The sequence below is a fragment of the Bacillus sp. FSL L8-0199 genome (assembly GCF_038005705.1).
GTDB classification, from domain to species: domain Bacteria; phylum Bacillota; class Bacilli; order Bacillales; family Bacillaceae_G; genus Bacillus_A; species Bacillus_A cereus.
Window position 1 is genome coordinate 2417975 of record NZ_JBBOTS010000001.1, and the last position, 23703, is coordinate 2441677.

Consider the following 23703-nt stretch of genomic DNA (forward strand, 5'->3'; position numbering starts at 1 on the left):
AATGGGAGACGTTATTGATATATATGGTTTATCACCTTTGCAAAAAGGAATACTGTTTCATACTTTATACGATCAAGATGATGAACATTCTTTTTCCTATATTGTACAAGTAGGTTTCTTGCTCGGGGGGCAATTGGATGTTGATACTTTTGAAAAGGCTTGGGAATATGTTATTAATCGACATGAGGTTTTACGTTCAGTATTTGTATGGGAGGAAGTAGAAAAGCCACTACAAGCGGTTTACCAACGTCTTCCTTTTACTATTCATCAAGAGGATTGGAGCACCCATCCACATGAGGAAAGGGCGAAGAAATTAAAACAGTTTTTGAATGTAGATCGTAGAAAAGGATTTTTATTGGATGAAGCACCATTGATGAGAGTCACTGCGATTAAAGAAGCAAAAGAGAAAACGAGAATTATTTGGACACATCATCATATTTTGCTAGATGGATGGAGTGTGTCATTGGTCTTTAGTGAAGTGATGGAAGTTTATCTCAAGATGATAAAGGGAGAATTGTTGAATTTCCCTAAATCTCTTCCTTATAAAAAATATATTCAATGGATAAATAAACAAGATCAAAGTCAAGCAGAGGAATTTTGGAAAGAAGAATTAAAAGGGTTCTATGCACCTACTCCATTAGCAATGGAAAGAAAGGATCAAGGACAAGAGAAGGGTTATGGAGAATGTGCTTATCAAGTATCTGAGGAACTTACTGAGAGTTTACAAGAGTGGGTACGAAATAGTCGATTAACGTTGAATACGTTAGTACAAGGTGCATGGGCTTATTTGATGAGTAGGTATAGCGGTGACAGTGACGTCGTATTTGGCGTAACTAGCGCTGGACGTCCTACTGATTTAATAGGAGCAGAGAATATGGTGGGGCTATTTATTAACACATTACCTACCAGAATTCGATTAACGGATAATACATCAGTAGTAGATTGGCTTCGTAAAATACAAATGAAAGAAATGGAACGAAGACAGTATGAGTATAATTCGTTGATAGATATTCAAGGCTGGAGTGAGGTTCCGCGAAATTGCTCCTTATTTCATACCTTGTATGTGTTTGAAAATTATCCAATTCAAGGTGAGAGAAATGATGATTTAAGATTACTAGATGTTACAAGCACGGAACAAACAAATTATCCTTTAACACTCATTGTAATGCCCGGTAAGAAAATTACTTTAAAGTTGATGTATGATCGAAGCTATTTTAATGAAGAAGCAATAAATCGGATTCAGAATCACTTATTGCAAATATTAATTCAGATGACGAAGAGCCTAGATTCAAAACTATTTGAAATTACTCATTTAACAGAAGAAGAACAAATACAGTTACTAGAGGAATGGAATCATACTCAATTTAATTATTCGGCTGAAGGCATGATTCATACGATGTTTGAGGAGCAAGTTAAAAAAACACCGGAAGCAATCGCGGCTAGTTACGAAAATGAACAAATTACCTATAAAGAGTTGGAGAAGCGTGCAAATCAGCTAGCTCATTATTTACAAAAGCATGGTGTAGGCCCAGAGTCTCTAGTTGGGGTATATATGGAACGTTCATTACAAATGATGATAGCGTTATTAGGTATTCTAAAATCAGGAGCAGCGTACGTTCCACTTGACCCTACTTATCCAGAGAGTCGACTTCGATATATATTAGAGGATGCTGGAATCGAAGTACTAGTGACGGAAGAGAATTCTAAAAATTTGTTTGTATCTGAAAATATAGAAACAATTTGTATGAATAAAGATTACACTGCAATTGAAAAAGAAGAATCAACCCCATGTATAAGTGGTGTAACAGGAGAAAATTTAGCGTATGTTATGTATACTTCAGGATCTACAGGGAATCCAAAGGGAGTAATGATTGAGCATCATTCAGTAATTAATTATCTAGAATGGATGCAACATAAATATCCGCTTTCTGAAAAGGATGTGGTCTTGCAGAAAACGCCATTCTCATTTGATGTCTCTGTTTGGGAATTGTTTTGGGGCATTCACGTTGGTGCAAGTGTATCTTTCCTACCTCCAGGTGGAGAAAAAGATCCTTCTATTATAGCTGAAGTGATTAAACAACATCAGGTTACTATAGTTCAATTTGTACCTTCGATGTTATCTGTTTTCTTAGACCACTTCAATCATATTGAATTGAACATGAATTGCTCGTCCGTACGCCATGTATTTTCTGGTGGAGAAGAACTAAGTTCAGGGTTGGTTAGACGATTTCAACAGAAATGGAATTATAGTGGACAAGTGAAATTAACCAACTTTTATGGGCCAACTGAAGCCACTATTTATGTGAATGCATTTGATATTCAGCCTAATCAAGAATTTGTTTCTATTGGGCAGCCAATACAGAACACGCAATTATATGTATTAGACCAAAATCAACGCTTGCAATCAATAGGAATTGAGGGTGAGTTATATATTGGTGGTGCTGGTTTAGCACGTGGATACTTAAATCGTCCGAATCTTACTGCTGAAAAATTCGTTTCGCATCCATATCGATTTGGGGAACGACTATATCGAACAGGAGATTCAGTAAGATATTTAACTGATGGGAATTTAGAATTTATAGGTAGAATGGACCACCAAGTCAAAATGCGTGGTTTTAGGATTGAATTAGGAGAAATTGAAGCGACTTTAGAAAAATGTTCGTTTATTAAAGAGGCTGTCGTATTAGTTAGAGAAGATCGTCCAGGTGATCAACGATTGGTTGCATATGTAATAAGCGATGGAAATACCGAGGAGTGGAGAGAGTATTTACAAAAACAATTACCGAATCATATGATTCCAGCGCACTTTATAGAGTTAGAACACTTCCCGCTTACTCCAAATGGGAAAATTGACCGAAAGGCCTTGCCAGCACCTGATGAGCAAGCTATTGAAGATTTAAATGTGCTACCTCGGACGCCATCGGAAGAGCTTATCGCCTCGGTTTGGAGTCAAGTGTTAGGAACAGAAAATATTGGCATTCAGGATTCCTTCTTTGAACGTGGTGGGCACTCACTACTTGCTACTCAAATTGTCTCTCGATTGCAAGAACTGTTCCAAATTAAAATTCCATTACGTGAACTTTTCAAGCACGATACAGTGGAAGCATTGGCAAAACGGGTGGATCAGTTACGAAAAGAAGATAAAAAACGAGAGGTTGCTCCCCTTGTACCTATGACACGAGAAGAAATTATCCCACTTTCCTATGCGCAGAAACGTCTATGGTTTATTGATCAATTAATGCCAAATAGTGCTATGTACAATATCCATGCAGCGTGTCGCTTAACAGGTGAATGGTCAATTGAAGCATTGGAGGCCGGATGGAATCAATTGTTGGAGCGTCATGAATCATTAAGGACGATAATTCTAGAACAAGAGGGTGAACCTTTTCAACAAGTTCAATCTCATGTATTCAGACATATTCCTCAAACGAATCTAACAGATCTTTCTTTGGAAGATAGGGAAAGAGAAATGAAACGGCTCATTCAAAACGAGGCGGAGGAACCATTTCATTTTGGACAAGGTCCTCTAATTCGAACACGAATATTGAAAGTGGACAAGGAAGAATGGATTCTCATTTGTACGATGCATCATATTATTTCAGATGGATGGTCAATGGGAATCTTACTTGAAGAATGGATGGCTTTTTATGAAGGCGCATTAAGCGGCAAACCGGCAGAATTGAAGGAGTTATCTATCCAATATGCAGATTTTGTTATGTGGCAGAAGGAATGGCAAAAAGAAGAGAATTTGAATCAGCACCTTCAATATTGGAAGGAAGAATTGTCTGGGGAACTACCGGTTTTACAACTACCGATGGATCGTCCTCGACCTGCAGTTCAAACCCATCGTGGTGCAAGTCAGTCCTTAATAGTGGCGAATTCCTTACAGGAAAAGCTCAAAGATTTAAGTTTGCAAGAAGGATGCACTTTATTTATGACATTGATGGCAGCGTATCAAAGCTTCCTTTCTCGTTATACAGGACAGGACGACATTATAGTTGGAAGCCCAATCGCTAATCGAAATGTGAAAGAGATTGAGGGATTAATAGGATTTTTTGCAAACACGTTAGTTTATCGAGCTGATTTCAGTGAAAATCCGACGTTCCAAGAACTTTTATCGCAGATAAGAAAAAAAGCACTAAAAGCATACGAGTATCAGGACATCCCATTTGAGAAAGTGGTAGAATCCGTAAAACCTGAACGGAATACAAGTCATTCACCAATATTCCAAACTATGTTTACTTTACAGAATACGAAACAAGAGTTTCTTCAGCTATCTGAAAGACAAATGGAACTCATGGAAAGCCATGTTTCTGTTGCCAAATTTGATTTGAGTTTATTTGCTTCTGAGACGGAAGAAGGATTATCACTAACCTTTGAATATAATACTGATTTGTTTAATGATACAACCATTGAACGTATGGTAAATCATTTTGAACATTGGCTAAATCAAATTGCCTCTTATCCAAAATGTTTATTATCAGAATTGAATATGTTATCGAAAGTGGAATATAAGCAACTACTAGTGGAATGGAATGAATCAGCCGTTATAGATATAGAAGATAGCACGATCCATACAATGTTTGAAGAACAAGTGGAAAAAACACCAGAAGCAATTGCAGTAGTGTGCGAAGATGAAGAACTAACATATCGAGAGTTGGACGAACGCTCGAATCAGTTGGCACATTATTTACAAAAAAATGGTGTAACATGCGAAACATTGGTTGGGATTTGCGTTACACGTTCATCCGAGATGATTGTCGGTCTCTTAGGAATTATGAAGGCGGGAGGAGCATATGTCCCAATTGATCCAGCGTATCCGGAAAGTCGACTGCAGTACATTTTAGAAGATGCTCAAATAAAGGTACTGGTGACACAGGAAAAGTTACAACAAAAAATGGTTATACCTACATTCGTCAACGTCATTTGTATTGATCGTAATCGAGCAGAAATAGAACAAGAAGTTACTACGGTATGCACGAGTGAAGTGACGGGCGATAACTTAGCCTATATTATCTATACTTCAGGTTCCACTGGAAATCCAAAGGGAGTAATGATTGAGCACAGGAATACAGTAACAATGATTCATTGGGCGCATCATACGTATTCTCGAAAGGAATTAGCGGGAGTATTAGCTTCAACTTCACTATCTTTTGATTTATCCGTTTTTGAAGTATTTGTTCCCTTAACGATGGGTGGTAAGGTGATTGTCGCTGAAAATGCTCTACATCTAGACAAGTTGTCTACCAAAGGTGTGACTTTGGTTAATACTGTGCCATCGGCAGCAAAGGAACTGGTTCGAGCAAAAACAATTCCTTCTTCAGTAAAGGTAATGAATTTGGCTGGAGAACCGTTACCATATCCGCTTGTTCAAGATTTATACGAGAGAAGTACGATTGAGAAGGTGTTCAACTTATATGGACCGTCTGAAGATACTACGTATTCCACGTATATGGAATTAGAAAAGGGTGTCATGCATAGGGTACCACCAATTGGTAAACCAATCTTCAATACAGAAGTATATGTATTGAGTGCTGAACAAAAAATGGTTCCAATTGGTGTAGTTGGTGAGTTGTACATTGGTGGATCAGGGTTAGCACGTGGATATTTAAAACGCCCTGACTTAACGAAAAATCGATTTATACCGCATCCGTTTAAAGAAGACGAGCGAGTATACCGGACTGGAGATCTAGTAAGGTATTTGCCGGATGGAAATTTGGAGTATGTTGGACGAATTGATCATCAGGTGAAAATTCGTGGGTTCCGGATTGAACTAGGAGAAATCGAAGCGGTATTACAAAAGCATACATTAGTTAACGAAGCTATTGTGATGGTGCGGGAAGATTATCCTGGCGATCCACGTTTGATTGCCTATGTTGTAGGAGACGGGGATGCTCAAAAGTGGCGTGATTATCTCAAGGACCAACTACCAAATTATATGATTCCATCCTATTTTGTTGGATTAAATGCATTTCCACTCACTCCTAATGGAAAAATTGATAGGAAGGTTTTACCAGCACCAGAGAAGCAGGAGATAGCGAGTTGTTATATTGCTCCTCGTACGTCTACGGAAAAAACAATTGTTTCGATATGGCATGAAGTTTTAGGCATGGAAAACATCGGAATTCAAGATTCGTTTTTTGAAATTGGTGGACATTCATTACTTGCTACGCAAGCCGTTTCTAATCTTAAAGAGGCTTTTGGAATCGAGATACCATTGCATGATTTATTTATGTTTCATACGGTGCAGCAATTGGCAGAACAGATTGATCAATTGCTCGATAACAAAAATCAAGAAATGCAGAATGATAGTAAGGAGAATGTAAGCCTTCAAGATTATATTCAAAAAGAAGCAGAAGTGAGTAATGATGAAGAATTACTGGAACTGCTTAAGCAATTAGAAGAGTTATCAGAGGAAGAAGCACAAGGGATATTTGAGAGTAATTTGATTGAGGAAGGGGTAAAAAAATGAGAAGTGATTTACTTGCAAAGCTGAGTTCACTTTCTCCTGAGAAGAGAGCATGGCTTCAGAAGCAAATGCAAAAAAAGGAGAATAAAGAAGCACTCCCGTTGTCTTATGCACAACAACGTTTGTGGTTTATGGACAGATTTAACCCAAACAGTTCTTTATATAATATTCCAACAGTATGGCATCTAAAAGGAAATTGGATACCTGAAGCATTAGAGAAGGGATTCAATCGACTCATTGAACGTCATGAATCATTACGAACTGTTTTTAAAGAAATAGGAGAACAGCCTGTGCAACAAATTGTCGAATTCCTTCCTAGAGCATTACCTGTAAGGGATTACTCTCAACTTCCTCTAGAAGTAAAAGAAAAAGAGGTAGATAGTTTAATTGCGAGAGAAGCGCAAGAACCATTTGATTTAATGAATGGTCCTTTAATTCGTAATCAGCTTGTTCAATTAGAGAAGGATGAATGGTTATTACTGTGTACGATGCATCATATTATTTCTGATGCTTGGTCCATTGGTATATTCATGAATGAATTCCTTGCTTTCTATGAAGAAGAAACGGGCGGAAATCCTGCTAAATTAAGTTCATTATCTATTCAATATGCAGACTTTGCGAAGTGGCAAAAGGAGTGGTTGCAAGGTGATGTGCTAAATCGTCAGCTTACGTATTGGCAGAAAGAATTGTCTGGTGAGCTTCCTATCTTACAACTGCCAGTGGATCGACCTCGACCGGTTAAGCAGACTTACTCTGGGGCTGCGCATCATGTGATTTTTCCTTATAAATTGCTCAGTCAATTGAAGGATATAAGTCGACAAGAAGGATCTACTTTATTTATGACTTTAATGGCCGCATACCAGAGCTTTCTTGCTCGTTATACGGGACAAAAAGATATTCTAGTTGGTAGCCCGATTGCAAATCGGAACCATAAGGGAGTAGAAGGATTAATTGGTTTCTTTGTTAATACGTTGGTTTATCGATCAGATTTGAGTGGCACCCCTACTTTTCGGGAGATTTTGAACCAAACAAAGAAAAAGGCGTTAAAAGCTTACGAATATCAAGATATACCATTTGAAAAAGTGGTAGAAGCTGTGCAACCTGAACGAAGCATGAGTCATTCCCCTATATTTCAGACCATGTTTACGCTACAGAATATAAAACAAGAACGACTAGATTTGCCTGATAGAAGTATTGAAATGGTAGAAAGTAATATGTCTATTGCTAAATTTGATTTGAGCTTAACTGCCTATGAAGTGGAAGAAGGTCTATTCGTCTCATTTGAATACAACACGGATTTATTTGATAGTAGTACCATTGCACGTATGGCAGGACATTTTGAGAACTGGCTAAATGAAATCACGTATCATCCAGATGAATCATATACAAAGCTGTCAATGTTATCGGATACTGAGCAAAAACAACTCCTAGAAGAATGGAATGATACGGACGTAGTTTATGGTCATGATTGTATGATTCATGAGCTATTTGAGCAGCAAGTTGCACGGACACCTGATGCAGTGGCGGTAGTTTATGAGGGTGGAAAGCTAACGTATCAAGAACTAAATGAAAAATCGAATCAATTGGCACATTTTCTACAAAAACGAGGTATCGGACCTGAATCATTGGTTGGTATATGTATTGAACGTTCTCCTGATATGATTATCGGTCTCTTTGGGATTTTGAAGGCAGGTGGGGCTTATGTCCCACTGGACCCAAGTTATCCTGAAAACCGCCTGAGATATATTTTGGAGAATTCACAAATTCAAGTGCTGTTAACAAAAGGGGCACTACAGGACTGGTTACCTAAAGATATTCAAGCAATTTGTTTAGACCGGGATCAAGTGATGATTTCTAAAGAGAGTAATTTAGCTCCGGTAAGTGGAGTAACAGCAAATAACTTAGCCTATATTATATACACTTCGGGTTCGACGGGAAATCCAAAGGGGGTAATGATTGAACATCATTCCGTTATCAACCGCCTACAGTGGATGCAGAAAAAATACCCATTGTCCGAGGAGGATACAATCCTACAAAAGACACCGTTTTCGTTCGATGTTTCTGTCTGGGAATTATTTTGGTGGTCATTTGTAGGAGCACGTGTTTGTTTACTTCCACCAGGAGGAGAGAAAGATCCTGCGGTGATTGAGGAGTATATTGAACGATATCGCGTGTCCACCATGCACTTTGTTCCGTCGATGTTATCTACTTTCTTAGATTATATGGAACTATATAATTCGAAAAGGGATGTATCGTCTTTAATTCAAGTTTTTACTAGTGGAGAAGCGTTAAACACTGAGCATGTTCGCCGGTTTAAGGGGATCTTTTACAATGTTCAGCAAACAAAGTTAATTAACTTGTATGGTCCTACTGAAGCGACTGTGGATGTGACTTATTACGATTGTGATTTAGAAAAAGAAGCAATGATTATTCCGATTGGTCGTCCGATTGATAATACAGAGTTGTATGTGTTAGATCAATATCAACAAGTGGTCCCGATTGGTGTGGCAGGGGAACTTTACCTTGGAGGAGTAGGATTGGCACGTGGCTACTTCAATCGACCGGATTTAACTACTGAACGTTTTATTCCGCATCCTTTTAAGGACGGGGAACGATTATATCGAACGGGTGACTTGGTGAGATATATGAATGATCGTAACTTAGAATATATTGGAAGAATAGATAACCAAGTTAAAATTAGAGGATTCCGAATTGAATTGGGAGAAATTGAAGCAGCTTTACATGATCACTCATCTGTAAAAGAGGCAGTCGTGTTGGTGAAGGAAGATCGACCAGGAGATAAGCAGTTAGTAGCTTATGTAGTGGGGGAAGGGGATACTGGAGAGTGGCGTGAATATCTTAAGAAGCAATTACCACATTATATGGTTCCGGCATACTTTTTCCAAATTGAAGGTATGCCACTCACTCCAAATGGTAAAGTGAATCGGAAAGCATTATTGGAATTAGAAGAACAGTTCATAAGTGAAGATATTACTTCATCACGAACACCAGTGGAGGAGCTCATCGTTTCCGTTTGGAGCCAAGTGTTAGGAATGAAAAATATTAGTGTTCAGGATTCCTTTTTTGAAATCGGTGGTCATTCACTACTAGCTACTCAAGTAGTGTCACGTTTACAGGGAATTTTTCAAATCGAATTACCAGTACGTGAACTATTTGAATATACAACGGTGGAGTCACTGGCAAAGCGATTAGAACAGTTACGTAAAGGAGATAAAAAACGAGAGATTCCGCCACTAATACCAATGAAACGAGGAGAAGCTATTCCACTATCTTATGCCCAACAACGTTTATGGTTTATTGATCAATTTACACCTAATAGTGCCCTTTACAATATGCCAATGGTATGCCGTCTTACAGGGAATTGGCTACTTGAAGCATTGGAAACGGGATGGAATCAACTAATAGAACGTCATGAATCACTGCGGACGGTCTTTCAAGAAGTGAATGGTCAACCCGTACAGCAAATTGAACCGTATGCTTTTCAATCAATTCCGAAAACGGATTTAACTATGCTTTCTTCTGAAGATCAAGAAGAAGAAGTTAAACGTTTAATTCAACAAGAAACAGAAGTGCCATTTGATTTAACAGAGGGTCCATTAATCAGGACAAGTATTTTGCACGTGGGAGAGGAAGAATGGATACTCCTTTGTACTCTACATCATATCATTTCAGATGGATGGTCAATGGGAATCCTACTTGAAGAATGGATGGCATTTTATGAGAAAGCAACGAATGGAAAGGTAGCGGAACTTGAACCATTACCGGTTCAATATGCCGACTTTGCTCAGTGGCAAAAAGGATGGCTAAAGGAGGAGGTGCTTGATCAACAACTCCAATATTGGAGGGAAGAATTGTCTGGGGAGCTTCCTGTACTCCAACTTCCTGTGGATCGCCCGCGTCCCGCAATACAAACTCATCACGGGTCGACATACACTCTGGTTCTGCCAAGCACGCTACATGATAAATTGAATGAACTTAGTCGAAAAGAAGGGGCTACGCTCTTCATGACGCTTTTAGCTGCATATCAAAGTTTTCTATCTCGTTATACGGGACAAGAAGATATTCTGGTCGGAAGCCCAATTGCGAATCGGAATTATAGAGAAATTGAAGGACTAATTGGTTTCTTCGTTAACACGCTAGTTTATCGAGCTAATTTGAGTGGTAGACCGACATTTCAAGATGTACTGTATCAGGTTCGTCAAAAGGCATTGAAGGCGTATGAATATCAAGATATTCCATTTGAAAAAATTGTAGAAGTTGTGCAACCGGAGCGAAGTACAAGTCATTCGCCAATCTTCCAGACTATGTTCATCTTGCAAAATATGAAACAAGAGTTACCGGTGTTATCGAGTAGAAGTATTGAAATGATAGAAAGCCATAGTCCAATTGCAAAGTTTGATTTAAGTGTAATGGCAGTTGAGACGGAAGAGGGATTACTTTTTACTTTTGAGTACAATAAGGATTTATTCAATGCTACTACTATTGAACGGATGGCAGGACACTTTGAGAAATGGCTACATGAAGTTTCTCATCACCCACAAAATCCGTTGCATGACCTGAGCATGCTATCAGAAACCGAGCGTACTTTGTTATTAGAAACATGGAATGACACTGTAATGGAAATGTCTCATCAGGGTCTTATTTGCGACAAAGTTGAGGAGCAAGTAGCAAGGCGTCCTGATGCGATTGCGATAGTTGATCAAACAAAACAGTGGACTTATGGTGAATTGGATACACAAGCAAATCAGTTGGCAAATGTTTTACAGCGAAAGGGAGTAGCCCCAGAGTCAGTGGTAGGGGTTTATCTTCCGAGGTCAGCTGAGCTGATGGTAAGTTTACTAGGCATTTTAAAAGCTGGTGGAGCTTATGTCGTTTTAGATCCGTTGTATCCAAAATCAAGGTTAGAATACATGATTGAAGATGCAGGAATTCAATTTGTAGTGACGGCGGAAGGACAAGAAGGACATTTCGCACACGTCGAAATGGTGAGGTTAGAAGAATTAACGGTGGAAAGCGTAATCGCACCTACACGTCAAATAAATCCAGAGAACTTAGCCTATATTGTTTATACCTCTGGTTCTACAGGAAAACCGAAGGGTGTAATGGTTGAATATCGCTCATTAATGAATATGGTTTCTTGGCATCAGGAAGTTTATCATATTTCAGCAGAGGATCGTGCGACTCAGATTGCAGGGGTTGCTTTTGATTCGGCTGTCCAGGAGATCTGGCCGTATCTAACTGCTGGCGCAGCACTCTACTTGTCAACAGAGGAACTGAGAATTAATCCAGAAGCACTAAGGGACTGGCTCATTGATTCACGAATAACAGCTAGCTTTGCACCTACGCCTATTCTGGAAAGACTCTTGAAATTATCTTGGCCAGATAAAACGGATCTTCGTTTTATCATTACTGGTGGGGATCAATTAACGCAGTATCCATCTAACGATATTCCTTTTGCGGTAATTAATCAGTATGGTCCATCGGAGAATACCGTTGTTACCACAGATTGTTATGTACCTGTAGGAGTGACAACAGGTACGCCATCGATTGGTCGACCGATTGCGAATACAGAAGTTTATGTGTTAGATTCTCATCTTCAGCTAGTACCAATTGGTGTAATTGGAGATCTCTATATCGGAGGGAAGAGTCTTGCACGTGGATATGCTAATCGTCCGGATCTTACAAAGGAAAAATTTATTCCACATCCTTTCAAGTCAGGAGAACGTCTCTATTATACAGGAGACAAAGCAAGTTATCTTTCTGATGGTAATCTCCAGTTCCATGGACGTATAGATGACCAAGTGAAAATTCGTGGTTTCCGGATTGAATTGGGAGAAATAGAAGCTGTTTTGCAGGCGCATTCTTCTGTGAAAGAAGCTGTTGTATTGGTGCGAGAGGATAATCAAGGTGATAAGAGATTAGTAGCTTATGTAGTTGGTGAAGGAAGTGTCCATGAATGGCGAGAACATCTACAAACACATTTACCTAATTACATGGTTCCAACAAACTTTATTGAGATGGAATTTTTACCACTTACACCGAATGGAAAACTTGATTTGAAGGCATTGCCTATACTTAGTGAACAATTCGCTGAAAATACTGTATACCCAAGAACTCCGCTGGAAGAACTTATTGCTTCAGTGTGGAGTCAAGTGCTAGGAATAAGAGACATTGATGTTCAGGATTCTTTCTTTGAGCTCGGTGGTCACTCTCTACTTGCTACACAAGTGGTCTCACGCTTACAGGAAGTCTTTCAAATCAAATTGCCAGTACGTGAACTGTTCGAATATTCAACGGTCGAGGCATTATCGAAACGAATAGATCAGTTACGTAAGGGGAGCGAAAAACGAGAAATTCCACCATTGATGCCGATGGAACGAGGGGGAAATATTCCACTGTCTTATGCCCAACAGCGCTTATGGTTTATTGATCAATTTGCACCTAATAGTGCACTTTATAATATGCCGATGGTATGCCGGCTTACAGGGAATTGGTTACCTGAGGCATTGGAGTTGGGATGGAATCAGTTGATAGAGCGTCATGAATCTTTGCGGACTGTATTTTATGAAGAGGATGGCCATCCTGTGCAGCAGATTCAACCGTACGTTTTCCGTCCGCTTCTACAAATGGACTTAACTAAGCTTTCATTAGAGGAGCGAGAAAGAAAGTTGGAGCAATGGATTCAAACTGAAGTCGAATCTCCATTTGATTTAGAACAAGGGCCATTATTCCGTGGGAAACTCATAAGAATTTCAGAAGAAGAATGGGTTCTTCTGTGTAATATGCATCATATTATCTCGGATGGGTGGTCGATGGAAATCTTGCTTCAAGAATGGATGGCATTTTATGAGAATGCGATTGGTGAAAAACAAGCAGAGCTGGAACCACTACCAGTTCAATATGCCGATTTTGCTCAGTGGCAAAGAGACTGGTTGAAAGATGAAGTACTATATCAACAACTTGCATATTGGAAGGAAGAATTATCTGGTGAGTTACCAGTCTTAATGTTGCCAATGGATCGTCCGCGTCCGCCAGTGCAAAGCCACCATGGATTAACTCATAATGTTTTGTTGTCACGCTCATTACTGGATAAATTAAACGAACTAAGTCGTCAAGAAGGGGCCACACTTTTCATGACCTTATTGGCATCGTATCAAAGTTTCCTTGCTCGTTATACGGGACAAACGGATATTATTGTTGGCAGCCCAATTGCAAATCGAAATTATCGAGAAATTGAGGGGCTGATTGGTTTCTTTGTCAACACCTTGGTTTATCGAGCTGATTTAAGTAATGCACCGGCATTTCAAGAGTTGTTATCTCAAGTACGGATAAAAGCATTGAAGGCGTATGAGTATCAAGATGTTCCGTTTGAGAAAATTGTAGAGGTTATCCAACCTGAACGAAATACAAGCCATTCTCCGATTTTCCAAACCATGTTTACTTTGCAAAATACGGGACAGAAGCTACCAGAACTACATGGAAGAAATATAGAAGTAATGGAAAGTAATGCTCCGATCGCTAAGTTTGATTTAAGTTTAACTGCTGCAGAAGTGGAAGAGGGTTTATTACTTACTTTTGTTTATAGAACTGATTTATTTGACAGCTTAACTATTGAATCCATGGCTGAACATTTTGGGAACTGGTTGAATGTAATCGTAGAGAATCCTGATAAATCATTAGCTAAGTTGCCTATATTATCAGGATTACAGCAAAAACAGTTGGAAGAGTGGAATAATGGTGCTGTAGCATATCCACAGGAAAGTACAATTCATCAACTGTTTGAAGAGCAAGTAAATCGTACACCTGATGCGGTGGCAGTGGTAGATGAAAAACAGCAGTTAACGTATCGAGAGCTGAATGAAAAAGCTAATCAATTGGCCCACTATCTTCAGCAATGCGGAATTGGGAATGAATCATTGGTTGGACTTTGCTTTGAGCGTTCAATTGAGATGGTTGTTAGTATTATGGGGATTTGGAAGGCTGGAGCAGCCTATGTTCCATTAGACCCATCATATCCAGAAAGTCGCCTACGATATATTTTGGAGGACACTGGAATTCAAGTATTAGTTACGAACGAGTCATTGGAAGATTGGATACCTAAAGAAATCAAGATAGTTTGTCTAGATCGGGATCAAGCAATGATTTCCCAAGAAAGCATTCTTTCACCAAAATGCGAAGTAACAGGAGAAAACTTAGCGTATGTTATCTATACTTCAGGATCAACGGGAAATCCAAAGGGTGTCTTGATACAGCATCATTCTGTACTAAACTTGTCGCATGGTTTACAAAAAGAGGTTTTCAAACATGAGATACCATCTAACATGCATGTCGGTTTAAATGCGTCAATTGCCTTTGATGCATCTATTCAGCAATTACAAATGCTGTTATATGGTTCAAGTTTGTATATTATTCCGAATGAAGTACGAAGTGATCCGGAGCAGTTTGTAGCTTATATTAGGGAGAACAAGTTAGAAATCTTTGATATAACACCTTCATTACTTCAATTACTTTTAGATGTCGGATTGTTAGAAACGTGCGATGGCGTTCATGTTCCAAGTAAGGTACTGGTTGGTGGCGAAGCGATTATGCCTTCATTATGGGAACAGCTAGTAGAGACTGATAAAATGGAGTTTTATAATGTATATGGTCCTACAGAATGTACGGTTGATGCAACCTGCTATCATATTAAAAAAGATAGTAAGAGAGTAACAATTGGGCGTCCGTTGCCGAACGTTCAAACTTATGTATTAGATAGAAATAGGTTGCCAGTTCCAGTTGGTGTGATGGGGGAACTTTATATCGGAGGAGCAGGTCTAGCAAGGGGGTACTTGAATCGTCCAGAGTTAACATCCGAACGATTTATTTCACATCCATTCAAAGAAGACGAGAGGTTATATAGAACGGGTGATCTTGTGAGATATCTTCCTGATGGTAATATAGAATACTTAGGAAGAATGGATAATCAAGTGAAGATTAGAGGATTTCGAATTGAACTTGGAGAGATTGAGTCGACCTTACAGGAGCATTACTTAGTAAAAGAGGCAGTTGTAATGGTTAGGGAAAATCAGTCGGGAGATAAGAGGCTGGTAGCTTATGTAGTGGGCGAAGGCAGTTTAGAAGAATGGCGAGAGTATCTTAAAACAAAACTGCCAATCCATATGATACCTTCCTACTTTGTCGAAATGAAAGAATTACCGCTAACCATAAATGGAAAGATTGATCGGAAATCGCTGTCTATACCAGATTATCAAGGAACACAAGAAGGATACGTGGCCCCAAGAAATGAACGTGAACATAAGCTTTCTATCATTTGGGAACGTGTGCTAGGTTCAAAACGTATTGGTATGAATGATAACTTCTTTGAAACTGGTGGAGATTCAATTCTTAGCATTCAGATTGTCTCGCGCGCGAAGCAAGTTGGTTTACAATTGACACCAAAACAAATATTTGAACACCAAACGATTGCTGAGTTGGCGCAAGTAGTCAAAGAGGAACAAGGTGTACAAGCTGAACAGGGAATTATAACTGGAGAGACGATACTTACACCTATTCAGCAAAGGTTTTTTGCACAAAATCATCCTAACCCACATCATTGGAATCAATCCATGTTCTTTAGAACGAAAGAGAAATTGGACATAGGATCACTGGAAAAGGCGGCAGGTAACCTTCTACTTCATCATGATGCTCTGCGTTTAAGATATGAACGTTTACCTAATGGAGTTTGGAAACAGTGGAATGAAGGAATAGAAGAACAATTGATGCTTACTGTCATTTCATTAGACGAAGTGCCGGAAGCTGATTGGCATCAGGTTATTCAAAAAGAGATTAATGTTGCACAAGAAAGTTTGAATTTACATGATGGTCCGCTAATGAGAATGGTGTATTTTGATGAAGGTGAGCACGCTGGCCGATTATTTTGGACAATTCATCATTTAGCCGTGGATGGTGTTTCTTGGCGAATTTTATTGGAAGATTTGCAAACAGCATATACGCAAGTAGTCCAAGAGCAGAAAATTCAATTACCTATGAAGAGTACATCTTTTAAAGAATGGTCGGAGAAATTACATCATTACGCTGAAACTGGACTATCAAAAGAAGTGCTACATTACTGGGAGGAGCAGGCTGAACAAGACGTAGTTAAATTGCCGGTAGATGGTATTATAAGTAATCCAGTAAGCGCAGTAACTGAGGAAATTACTGTGGTGTTAAATGAGAATGAGACCCGTATGTTATTGCAAGAGACTTTAAGCACTCACCGTGTCCAAATCAATGAAGTATTATTAGCAGCATTAGTACAAGCTACGGCAGCATGTACGGGGCAGCCGATATTGAGCGTAGATTTAGAGGGACATGGTCGAGAAGAGATTATTGAAGATGTTGATTTATCGAGAACTGTGGGATGGTTTACAAGTATTTACCCAGTTCATTTAAATATTACTAGTGCTAATACGCCAATTGAAGCATTAAAAGCAGTTAAAGAACAAGTTCGCAAAATTCCTAATAAGGGTGTTGATTATGGGGTGTTGCGTTACATGAACGCAACAATGTGTGAGCAATTAAGCTCCCAATATACACCGTCTATTAGTTTTAACTATCTTGGACAATTTGACCAAATGTTTTCTAGCGATGCAATGTTTATTCCGGAGAACGAATTTAAGCGTTTAGATCATGCAGCCGGTTCCAAGCGATCGCATGTAATTGATGTAATTGGGGTTGTAACGGATGGAAAACTTCAGTTCACTTGGGTATACAATGTTGGACAATTTGCCAAATCAACGATTCAAAGTATTGCACAGAATATGCTATATCAACTGAGTACATTGATTCAATTTTCAGATAGAGAATCTGCACTGACCATTTCGGATTTTGCAATGGCTAATCTTAGCCAAGAAGGTTTGACAAATGTACTAAACAAAATGCATCGCGGAAAGAACAATCAGATTACTGATTTATATCCACTATCACCTTTGCAAGAAGGTATGATTTTCCACACATTGCATGACCAAGGGGATGAACATGTTGCACCGTATATAGTGCAATTGAGTTTTATGATTCGAGGAAAAATGAATATTCCTACATTTGAGCAGGCGTGGAAATCTATAATTCAGCGGCATGAAATTTTTCGTACAGCATTTGTATGGGACGAAATTGAAGAACCTGTACAAGTGGTGTATGAAAATATCCCATTTAAAGTGAACAAAGAAGACTGGCGTACAATGACAAGTGAAGAGATAGAGGAAAAAAGAAAAGTCTTTTTGGCATTAGATCGAAAACAAGCCTTCCAATTTGATGAAGCACCATTGATGCGGGTAACAGTCATTCAAGAAGGTGAGGAAGAATATCGGATTGTTTGGACCCATCACCATATTTTACTGGATGGATGGAGTTTACCATTAGTATTTAATGAATTACTTACAGTCTATCAGAAGAGAATGAATGGAGAAGCTGTGAAGTTACCTAAGTCCTCACCATATAAGAAATATATCCAATGGTTAAGAGAGCAAGATAAGGAGCAGGCGGAACAATTCTGGAGAGAGAAGCTAAAAGGTTTTACTGCGCCAACTTTGCTGGGCTTAGAAAGTAAAGAGGAAGAAAAAGGTTACACAGAGAAGGTTACGTATTTATCAGAAGAGCAGACTCAAGCGTTACAAGGATGGGCGAAACGCAATAAACTTACTTTGAGTACAGTAATTCAAGGTGCATGGGCATATCTCATGAGCCGATATAGTGGAGAAAATGACATTGTTTTTGGTGTAACAAGCTCAGGGCGTTCTACGGAGATTATTGATGTTGAAAACATCGTAGGTCCTTTCATTACAACGTCACCGACGCGAATTCAATTGGTGGATGATATAAAATTAATAGATTGGTTGCAGAAGATACAAGAGGAAGAGATAGAAAGAAGACAATATGAGTATGCTTCTTTGACAGAGATTCAGGGGTGGAGTGAAGTTCCTAGAGGAATACCGCTGTTCAATAGTTTATATGTGTTTGAAAATTATCCAGTGAAAGAGGAGTCTTCAGAAAATCTGGAAATTGGTGAATTGGAAGGGGTAGAACAAACCCACTACCCATTAGGGTTAGCTGTAGTTCCAGGAATCCAGTTATCGTTAAAGTTAATGTATGACCGTAGTAAGTTTAATAGAGTAACCATTGAACGAATGCTGGGTCATTTACACCAAGTGTTAATGCAAATGCTCAAAAACATTGATCAAAATCTATCGGAGCTAGTATATATTACGGAAGCTGAACAAAGAAAGCTATTGGAAGAATGGAATAATAATACTATATCCTATCCACGTGAGAATGCAATCCATCAACTATTCGAAGAGCAAGTAAATCGTACGCCTGACGCGTTGGCAGTGGTAGATGAAAAACAGCAACTAACATATCGAGAGCTGAATGAAAGAGCTAATCAATTAGCCCATCATTTACAGAAATGTGGAATTGGGACAGAGTCATTAGTTGGCCTTTGCTTTGAGCGTTCAGTTGAGATGGTTGTTGGTCTCATGGGAATTTGGAAGGCTGGAGCAGCCTATGTTCCATTAGATCCATCGAATCCGGAAAGCCGCCTACAATATATTGTAGAAGACACAGGAATTAAAGTGTTAGTTACAAATGAAGTATTACTAGGCTGGATACCTAAAGACATTAAGACAGTTTGCCTAGATAGGGACCAAGCGATGCTTTCTCAAGAAAGCAAACTTTCACCAATATGTGAGGTAACAGGGGAAAACTTAGCGTATGTTATCTACACTTCTGGTTCGACAGGGAATCCAAAGGGGGCTTTAGTACAGCATCATTCTGTAATAAACCTATCATATGGTTTACAAAAAGAAGTTTTCTCACATGAGATACCTAGTAATATGCGCGTTGGTTTGAATGCATCAATTGCCTTTGATGTATCTATTCAGCAATTACAAATGCTGCTTTATGGTTCAAGTTTATATATTATTCCAAGTGAAGTTCGCACTAATCCAGAACAATTTGTGTCCTATATTAGGGAGAATAAATTGGAAATGTTTGATATGACACCTTCATTACTTCAATTACTAATAGATGGAGGATTGCTAGAAATAAGTGCTGATGTTCATGTACCAAGCAAGATATTGGTCGGTGGTGAAGCAATCATGCCGTCATTATGGGAACAGCTAGTAGAGACTGAAAAGATTGATTTTTATAACGTATACGGTCCTACAGAATGTACGGTTGATGCAACATGCTATCATATCAAAAAAGATAGTAAGAGAGTAACAATTGGACGTCCGTTGCCGAACGTTCAAACTTATGTATTGGATAAAAATTTGTTACCTGTTCCAGTTGGTGTAACAGGTGAGCTATACATTGGGGGTGCAGGTATAGCGAGAGGATACTTGAATCGCCCAGAATTAACAGCAGAGCGATTCATCCGTCATCCATTTAATGAAGAAGAGCGTTTATATCGTACGGGAGATTTGGTTCGTTATTTACCTGATGGTAATTTAGATTACTTGAGAAGAATTGATAATCAAGTAAAAATTAGGGGCTTTCGTATTGAGCTTGAAGAGATTGAAGCGAGTATAGAGAGGCATCCACTGGTAAAAGAAGCAGTAGTTTTGGTAACAGAGGATAAATTAGGAGAGCAGAGATTGGTTGCTTATGTAGTTGGAGATGGTAGTATGCATGAGTGGCGTGAGTATCTCAAGACACAAGTACCAAATTATATGGTTCCCGCACACTTTATTAAGGTAGACGAGATTCCTCTTACAACGAATGGCAAAGTTGATCGAAAGGCATTGAACAATTTAACTATTCATAGAGAAAATAACTTCTCTACACCAATCATTCCAAGGGATGAAATTGAATATCAGTTGATTAAAATCTGGCAGGATGTGTTACAGATAGAAGATGTCTATGTAAATGATGATTTCTTTAATAGAGGAGGACACTCTCTCCTTGTAATTAAATTAGTTTCAAAAATTAAGGAGAAGTTTGGAAAAGAGATTAAGGTGTCTACATTGATTAAGAATCCAACATTGGAAGGAATCGCATGCCTTATTCGTGATAAGCATGATATGACGAAATCAGTAGCAGCGCTAGTTCCACTACAAGAATCAGAAAAAAGCCCTTTCTTCTGTGTTCATCCGTTTATGGGGAATGTATTTTGTTACATTCAACTAGCAAGATTACTTAAGAACCATTGTTCATTTTATGGTTTACAGAATCCTCTTATAGAAAAGGGAGAAATTGATGAATTGACCTTGCCGGAACTAATTCAACTTTACATTGAAGAAATCAAACGTGTTCAGCCAGAAGGCCCATATCGTCTTGGAGGATGGTCTTTAGGCGGTGCAATTGCTTATGAAATCGCAACTGTACTAAAGAATCAAGGTGAGGAAGTTGAGTTGTTGATACTAATGGATACTAAAGTACCTTCAAAGCAGGACTATAAAACGAGTGAGGATATGCTCTCATATATATCTGAACATTTCATTCCTAGAGATCTTACTGAGCAGGGGGAAGGCCTCTTCCATGAACAAGATATGCTTGTAGAGCGACTAATTATGGAGGGAGTACTCCCGCCTGATGCAGATCTTATGAATTTGAAGCAAGTTATCAATGCTCATAGGAAATGCCTGAACTTAATGGCAGAGCATGATTTAATACCATACTTTGGAGAAGTTATCTACTTTAGTGCTGAGGAAGGAAAAGAGTTGTTTACAGATTGGGGACCTTTATTAAATGGAAGAGTAAATAAGTATTCTGTCCCTGGATCACATGAGGAAATAGTAGACTTCCCCGCAGTTGAAAAGATAGCTAAGTACCTATTAAATGAATTTGAAGGGATAAAAGAAACATCCCTTTCATTAACTGAAAAGTAGAGAATGCAAAAGATGCAACGCTATGAACGAAAAGGGCAGCCCAATAACTGCAAATAAAGCGTAGGCAATAATGAATATATCAAGAGTATTACTTTTTAAGAGGATAATGGAAAATTTACTTGATAGAGACATAGAAACCTATATGAGTTGCTCATAGAATGATGTAAATGCTCTCTATTTTTTGTAATAGAAACTAATGCTTTGATGATATTACTGAGGAAAGGTGCATATTTTCATTGATATGTAAATATGCACCTTTTCTATTGTATTTGCAATTTAATAAAGTTAATTTGAATTTATGTAATGCACATATATGAAGCCATCTTTTAAAAAAGGAAGTGATTTATCATACACATTCAAGCTGTGAAAATACCAAAGAATATTGAAAGTCATTTGTTTAAGCAACTTAGTAACTTGGTTTCAAATGAGAAGAAAGAACGAATGAAGCGTTTATTAAACTCATGCGACGTTAATAGGACACTGATAGGGGATTTACTAATCCGATCTCTAATCTGCCAAAAGTATAAAATTAATAATGAAGAAATTAGATTTAAATATAATGAGTATGGAAAACCTTTTGTTGAAAATTTTTCTGACTTTCATTTTAATCTGTCACATTCAGGAGAATGGGTGGTTTGTACTACTGCTAATTTTAATGTGGGTATTGATATAGAAAAGGTTTCAGAGATAGAGGCTCTTAAATTAGCAAAAGAATTTTTTTCAGCGGATGAATTTTATGATATATCTAATATGAATTCTGATGAACAAATTAATTATTTTTATGATTTATGGACATTAAAAGAAAGCTATATAAAAACGATTGGAAAAGGGCTTTATACCCCATTAAATTCATTCTCTATAAAAAAAGAATCACGAGCTTTAATTTTATACAAGAATATACCTAAAAACTTTTACTTTAAACAATATAACATTGATCCAAATTATAAGTTATCTGCTTGTGCAACAAGGGATGAATTTCCGCAAGAGATAATAATTAAAGACATTTATGCAATTTTCCAAAATATATACAAATTTGAAAGTAAGGAGAAAATCAATGCAGAAGACTAAACTTTTTTGCTTTCCACATGCTGGGGGATCTGCGTTTAGTTACGCAAAATGGAAAAATCACTTTAATCCATATATTGAGGTAGTCCCGATAGAGTTAGCTGGTAGAGGATATAGAATTGAAGAAAACTTGTACCAAAGTATGGAAGAGGCAGTAAATGATGTCTACAATAAAATAGTTATGCAGATAGATGATTCGCCCTACATTCTATTCGGGCATAGCATGGGAAGTTTGATCGCCTATGAAGTAGCCAGAAAAATAAAAGATTCTAAAAACGTATCGCCTGAATTTCTTGTTTTGTCCGGTAGAAATCATCCAAATAGTAAAATAAAAAATATCCGACATAATCTTTCTAATGAGCAATTTAAAAGAGAAGTTATTGCAATGGGAGGTACACCATCTGGGGTACTGCAATCAGAAGAATTAATGGAGATTTTCCTCCCTATTCTAAGAGCAGATTTTAAAATCGTTGAGACGTATATTCATGACAAAAATACACAACCATGTGATATTGATTTTCTTATATTTAATGGGGAAAATGATGAATTTACTACATATGATCAAGTAATAAAATGGGAACGATACACAAGTAAAACGTGTACTTTTCATTCTTTTGAAGGTAATCATTTCTTTCTAAATGAAAATATTGAAGAAATAGCAAATAGTATTATAAGAAAGTTAGATTCTAAAAGATTTTCAAATAGTTTTTAGAGTTTTATAAGTATGCTCATAGCTAAAAATATTAAAGGGTTTGAAGTATACACTTCTTGTGCAGATATGCATGGCAAAAAGACAATCGAGTACATTCGGTGGTCTTTTTCTATTTTCATGGAGTTTGTGGCGAAATGGTAGACTTGCTAGATTGTGGATCTAGTATTCCGTTGAATGTGCGGGTTCAAGTCCTGTCATTCCGACCACGAGGGGGTATAATTTAAGGGCAAAATAGGGGCCTCCAGAACCTCTGACCATAATTGTATAAACGTAGCGAACATTTCCTATCTACAGGTCTATTTATGTACCAAAGGGATACATTCGGTACATATTTAATACAGCGCATTGGTGAAGCGGCCAAACACATCGCCCTTTTACGGCGACAACCGCGGGTTCGATTCCCGCCATCCACTTATACTTGTTCATTAAAAGGTTTCACAAACAATATGTAATACGTTATGGGTACTTACATAAATTTATTGATTTTCAGTTAAAAAAGTATTGTGCGATTACACACGTTATGTTACATTAATGTTACTAATTTGTTACATTTTATTATAAATGTTTCGTTTTTG

4 protein-coding genes and 1 tRNA gene are annotated in these 23703 nt (G+C 38.1%); all 5 read left to right on the plus strand.

The window, feature by feature from the left end; genetic code table 11:
* Window position 1: 1 nt before the first annotated feature.
* The 5 genes from NST86_RS12645 to NST86_RS12665 all read left to right on the plus strand — a co-directional run bounded on the left by NST86_RS12645 (window position 2) and on the right by NST86_RS12665 (window position 23535).
* Complete coding sequence (locus NST86_RS12645) at window positions 2–6472, plus strand: non-ribosomal peptide synthetase (RefSeq protein ID WP_061664169.1); 6471 nt, start codon at window positions 2–4, stop codon at window positions 6470–6472.
* On the plus strand, window positions 6469–21351 hold the full coding sequence (locus NST86_RS12650; RefSeq protein ID WP_227593171.1) for a non-ribosomal peptide synthetase: 14883 nt from the start codon (window positions 6469–6471) through the stop codon (window positions 21349–21351). Before NST86_RS12645 ends, NST86_RS12650 begins: the two co-directional genes overlap by 4 nt.
* Before the next feature lie 363 nt (window positions 21352–21714).
* Entirely contained in the window at window positions 21715–22419 is a 705-nt protein-coding gene (locus NST86_RS12655) for a 4'-phosphopantetheinyl transferase family protein (RefSeq protein ID WP_033693990.1), read from the plus strand.
* Complete coding sequence (locus NST86_RS12660) at window positions 22406–23128, plus strand: thioesterase II family protein (RefSeq protein WP_016117934.1); 723 nt, start codon at window positions 22406–22408, stop codon at window positions 23126–23128. The genes NST86_RS12655 and NST86_RS12660 overlap by 14 nt, the downstream gene beginning before the upstream one ends.
* Before the next feature lie 347 nt (window positions 23129–23475).
* Window positions 23476–23535: transfer RNA gene (locus NST86_RS12665), tRNA-Lys, on the plus strand.
* Window positions 23536–23703: the final 168 nt, after the last annotated feature.

What these genes read in the sequence shown, in the direction of transcription:
- NST86_RS12645 (WP_061664169.1), top strand. Translation starts at nt 2, where the DNA reads ATGGGAGACGTTATTGATATATATGGTTTATCACCTTTGCAAAAAGGA.
- NST86_RS12650 (WP_227593171.1), top strand. Translation starts at nt 6,469, where the DNA reads ATGAGAAGTGATTTACTTGCAAAGCTGAGTTCACTTTCTCCTGAGAAG.
- NST86_RS12660 (WP_016117934.1), top strand. Translation starts at nt 22,406, where the DNA reads ATGCAGAAGACTAAACTTTTTTGCTTTCCACATGCTGGGGGATCTGCG.